The sequence below is a fragment of the Ruegeria sp. BHSB058 genome (assembly GCF_059613285.1).
Map to the genome: position 1 here is coordinate 1 of NZ_JBXWSF010000146.1, position 3,881 is coordinate 3,881.

The 3,881-nt window shown below is 60.5% G+C and carries 7 protein-coding genes and 2 pseudogenes; 2 read left to right on the forward strand and 7 right to left on the reverse strand.

Annotated elements, in window-relative coordinates; translation table 11 throughout:
* Nucleotides 1–36: 36 nt before the first annotated feature.
* The 4 genes and pseudogenes from AC2FNB_RS20575 to AC2FNB_RS20590 all read right to left on the reverse strand — a co-directional run.
* Nucleotides 37–216 (reverse strand): annotated as a pseudogene (locus AC2FNB_RS20575) (formate dehydrogenase accessory sulfurtransferase FdhD); the annotation flags it as partial.
* Nucleotide 217: 1 nt separating this feature from the next.
* Nucleotides 218–286: pseudogene (locus AC2FNB_RS20580) on the reverse strand (molybdenum cofactor guanylyltransferase MobA); the annotation flags it as partial.
* A complete protein-coding gene (locus AC2FNB_RS20585; RefSeq protein WP_480748686.1) occupies nt 283–627 on the reverse strand; it encodes a hypothetical protein in 345 nt (114 codons plus the stop codon). The gene AC2FNB_RS20585 and the pseudogene AC2FNB_RS20580, both read right to left, overlap by 4 nt.
* Nucleotides 628–632: 5 nt before the next feature.
* Nucleotides 633–1,571 carry a formate dehydrogenase accessory sulfurtransferase FdhD gene (locus tag AC2FNB_RS20590; RefSeq protein WP_496748624.1) on the reverse strand — a complete coding sequence of 313 codons (939 nt, stop codon included), beginning with the start codon at nt 1,569–1,571 and terminating at the stop codon, nt 633–635.
* On the opposite strand from AC2FNB_RS20590, the gene AC2FNB_RS20595 reads away from it, so the two are divergent.
* Both AC2FNB_RS20595 and AC2FNB_RS20600 read left to right on the forward strand, forming a co-directional pair.
* The gene (locus AC2FNB_RS20595) at nt 1,570–2,286 is read left to right on the forward strand and encodes an AzlC family ABC transporter permease (RefSeq protein ID WP_480748684.1); all 717 of its coding nucleotides are present in this window, start codon (nt 1,570–1,572) and stop codon (nt 2,284–2,286) included. The genes AC2FNB_RS20590 and AC2FNB_RS20595 overlap by 2 nt on opposite strands.
* Nucleotides 2,283–2,615, forward strand: a complete 333-nt coding sequence (locus AC2FNB_RS20600; RefSeq protein WP_480748683.1) for an AzlD domain-containing protein — start codon at nt 2,283–2,285, stop codon at nt 2,613–2,615. The genes AC2FNB_RS20595 and AC2FNB_RS20600 overlap by 4 nt, the downstream gene beginning before the upstream one ends.
* A 3-nt stretch (nt 2,616–2,618) precedes the next feature.
* Here AC2FNB_RS20600 and AC2FNB_RS20605 read toward each other — a convergent pair whose 3' ends face one another.
* The 3 genes from AC2FNB_RS20605 to AC2FNB_RS20615 all read right to left on the reverse strand — a co-directional run.
* Complete coding sequence (locus AC2FNB_RS20605; RefSeq protein WP_480748682.1) at nt 2,619–3,248, reverse strand: hypothetical protein; 630 nt, start codon at nt 3,246–3,248, stop codon at nt 2,619–2,621.
* A 16-nt stretch (nt 3,249–3,264) separates the two neighbouring features.
* Complete coding sequence (locus tag AC2FNB_RS20610; RefSeq protein WP_480748681.1) at nt 3,265–3,399, reverse strand: aa3-type cytochrome c oxidase subunit IV; 135 nt, start codon at nt 3,397–3,399, stop codon at nt 3,265–3,267.
* 63 nt (nt 3,400–3,462) lie between these two features.
* A partial coding sequence (locus AC2FNB_RS20615; RefSeq protein WP_496748625.1) for a hypothetical protein occupies nt 3,463–3,881 on the reverse strand: 419 nt, incomplete at its 5' end.

A 3,881-nucleotide genomic window follows, 5' to 3' on the forward strand; every position in this document is an offset into this window, starting at 1 on the left:
GTTTGAGGCCGAAATCACCCCACAGCGCCAATCGAACTACTCACCCGCACTCTTGCGCCGATGTTTCTTATCCTCGACCGGCACCGTCGCCGGGTCGACATCCCGCACCAGCCGGTCCTCGCCCGACAGACACACGAACCGCTGTCCGCGCATACGCCCGATCAGGGTCAGGCCCACCTCGCGCGCGATCTCGACACCCCAGGCGGTAAAGCCGGCACCCCTTGTCGCCACCGCCCATCCGGGTGGCCAGACCGCCTGCAAGGATCACGCCGAGAGGTCGGGTCATTTGTTGTCGTCTTTCAATTCGATAGGCTTCGAGATCAGCCAGGTAACCGCGAAACAGGCACCCAGATACAGCGTACCCTCAAGTCCAAGCAGAAAAATCGCGAGGAGAAAAAAACCGGCAATGACCAGCAAATAGTTGCGTCGGCACCGGGCCAGCTCTGCACGCAACTCCTCCGGACAATTTACCACTCCCCGAAACAGCACCCGACGCGCCACACCGCGATCAATCGGTGGCAAACCCAGACTGTACATCAGCGGAATCCACTGACGGACATGAATCACAATCCCGCCAATTCCCAAGCTTGCACAGCAAAAAACCAGCAAGGCGACCACATAGCCCAAGGAAATCACCCCGCACTCTTGCGCCGATGTTTCTTATCCTCGAGCGGCACCGTCGCCGGGTCGACATCCCGCACCAACCGGTCCTCGCCCGACAGACACACGAACCGCTGTCCGCGCATACGCCCGATCAGGGTCAGGCCCACCTCGCGCGCGATCTCGACACCCCAGGCGGTAAAGCCGGAACGCGAGGCCAGCACCGGAATACCCATCATCGCCGTCTTGATCACCATCTCGGACGTCAGCCGCCCGGTTGTGTAAAGGATCTTGTCCGCCGCCGTCTCGCCCTCGGACAGCATCCAGCCCGCGATCTTGTCCACCGCGTTGTGACGGCCCACGTCCTCCATATAGACCAGCGGCCGGTTTTCGCGGCACAGCACGGTGCCATGAATTGCCCCCGCCTCCAGATACAGCGACGGGGTCCGGTTTATCCTTGCCGCCAGTTCATACAGCCAAGAGGTCCGCACGCTCACCTGCGGCAGCGTCACGCCCTCCAGCCCATCCATCATGTCGCCGAACACCGTACCCACGGCACAGCCGCTGGTGCGGGTCTTTTTCTTCAGCTTGTCTTCATACGAGGTTTCCCGCGCCGTACGCACCACGACGGTTTCCAGTTCGTCGTCATAATCGACGCGCACGATCTCGTCATCGGGGCGCAGCATCCCCTGATTGCGCAGAAAGCCCAGCGCAAGGTATTCGGGATAGTCCCCGATGGTCATCGCCGTGACGATTTCCTGCGCGTTGAGAAAGATCGTCAGCGGGCGCTCCTCGACCACCGAAATCCGGCTGAGCTCGCCATTCTGATCCACGCCTTCGACGGCGCGCGTCAGCCGCTCCGCTTCGGGATCGGGGGCGATGATATAGTCCGACAGGTCCGTCTCAATGGCCAATTGCAACCCTTTCCCAAGCCCGTTACTGCTGTCGCGGTCACCATAGGATCTAGGCATGGCATTCACCACATCCAATTCCTACTACTGGAAGGGTTTTCGCGATGGCTTCCCCTTCATCTTCGTGGCCATCCCGTTCGGCACCCTGTTCGGTGTGTTCGCGACCGAGGCCGGGCTGAACATCGTCCAGACCATGACCTTTACCGCAACCGTGTTTGCCGGGGCCGCCCAGTTCGCCGCGTTGCAACTGCTGCAGGACAACGCGCCGACCGTGATCGTGCTCGCCTCTGCGCTGGCGGTGAACCTGCGGGTGGCAATGTACTCGGCCTCGCTGACCCCCTACCTCGGGGCGGCACCTTTGTGGCAGCGCGCCTGTGCCGCGTATTTCGTCGTCGACCAGTCCTATGCCTGCTGCATGGTCCGGTTCGAGCGGGAACCTGATTTGTACATTTCGGACAGGATGGCCTATTTTTTTGGTACAATTTCGCCAATTGCGCCGCTCTGGTATCTGTGCACCTACCTCGGTGCGGTTCTGGGCACGCAGATCCCGGAAAGCTGGGCACTTGATTTTGCGCTCCCGATCACCTTCCTGTCGATGGTCGGCCCCATGCTGCGCACCCTGCCCCATGTCATCGCCGCCCTCGTCGCGATCACCGTTTCGCTGCTGACCGTCTGGGTCCCTTTCAACCTCGGCCTGCTGATTGCCGGATGCACCGGCATGATGGCCGGAGCACAGGCCGAAGTGATGCTGAAGCGCAGGGAGGCCCGGGCATGACCCAGATCGACCCCGCCACCATGTGGATCGTGATCGCCGGTCTTGCGGTCGGCAGCTTTGCGTTGCGGTTCGTCTTTATCGGGCTGGTCGGCGACCGGCCGATGCCCGAGTGGCTGCTGCGCCACTTGCGCTATACCGCCGTGGCGGTTCTTCCAGCCCTCATTGCACCGCTGGTAGTCTGGCCCTCGGCCACGGATGGACAGCCCGATCTGCCCCGGATGAGTGCCGCCGCTATGGCAATTGTCGTTGGTCTGTTGACCAAGAACGTGCTGGCCGCGATCTTTTCGGGCGCGGCCACGCTTTATGGTTTGCTTTATTTTCTTGGCTGAACGTCAGTTCTGTGCCGGTGCCTGGGCGTTGAGTTGCGCGTTATTCGCCGCGATGCCCTTTTGCAGATCTTCGTCATCGTTTTCATAGTAGCGCTCGGTGATGGCACCCGGCAGATCACCGAACTGATCGGCCAGTTTCACCGGTTGCAGAACCGGCTTTATCCCCTCCAGACCCGGCACTTGCCTGAGCAGCCGCCCGGTATAGTTGGCACAGAATGCCCCGGGCACAGGCCCCATCTGTTTCGCCAGCCGATAGGCCGCCTCGGCCTGTTCCGGCGTCACTTCCAGTTCCTGGATAACCACGTGAAAGGTCGATCGCGCATGCGATCCTCGATAAGCCTTTTCGACCGCCGGTGTGATACCATAGAGCACGTCGTCACGCTCGGGCACACGATCGGCGCGGAACGATCCCGCCGGATCGAAAATCACCCGCTCAGACGCGTTGATCATAAGCGAGGCATGTCCACCCGAACCCGTGCGGTTGTTCACCATCGTGAACAACGTCAACTTGGCCGGCCCCGGATCGCGATAGCGAACGGCCGCAATAGTCTCGAAATCCGCCTGCGGCGCGCTTTGTTTCGTGCAGGCGGACGCCGCGAGCAGCAAAGCGCATGCGATCACCAATCGACGCATGATAGAATTTGCCCGATCAGGAAGCGAAGACCGCCAGGAAAAGCAGAATGAACAGAATGACCGCAACAGTCCAAACCATGAACTTGACGAATCCGTTAAAGGTTTCGGTCTGTACCTTGATGTCCATATCGCCGTGTTTGTATTCAGCCATGTTTTCAGTTCCTATTCGCGTGTTTACCGTTGGATAGTGGATTCGCTCGCCTGTGTCACGACGTCAATCGCGCGCAGGGGACAAAGTATCAAATGGGGTGCAGCCGGGATAGCCATATCCCCAGCGCCATGGCGTACCGGTGCATGGACCGCCCCCGAAACGAACCGCCAGATACATAGCTTCGGAAATCGCGTCATACGCCAGCAGAACCCGTTCGGGGTTGGACTTCAGGCGTTCAGCAATTTGTTCGGCTTGCTCCTCGCCATTTTGCAGCACACAGGCCCGCAACTCCGCATCCGCTGCAAGCCTGGCATCAAAGCTGTCTTCGGCCTGATCGGCGCCACCCGCATCGTGATAGGCCCTGTCATGGGTGACGCAGCAATCTTCCCACGGCGGCGCCTCCTCGTAGGTTCGGGCAAACTCGGGAAAGATATCGGCGGCAAATCCCCAGACCGAGGACATGCCACCTGAACATCCGTCGG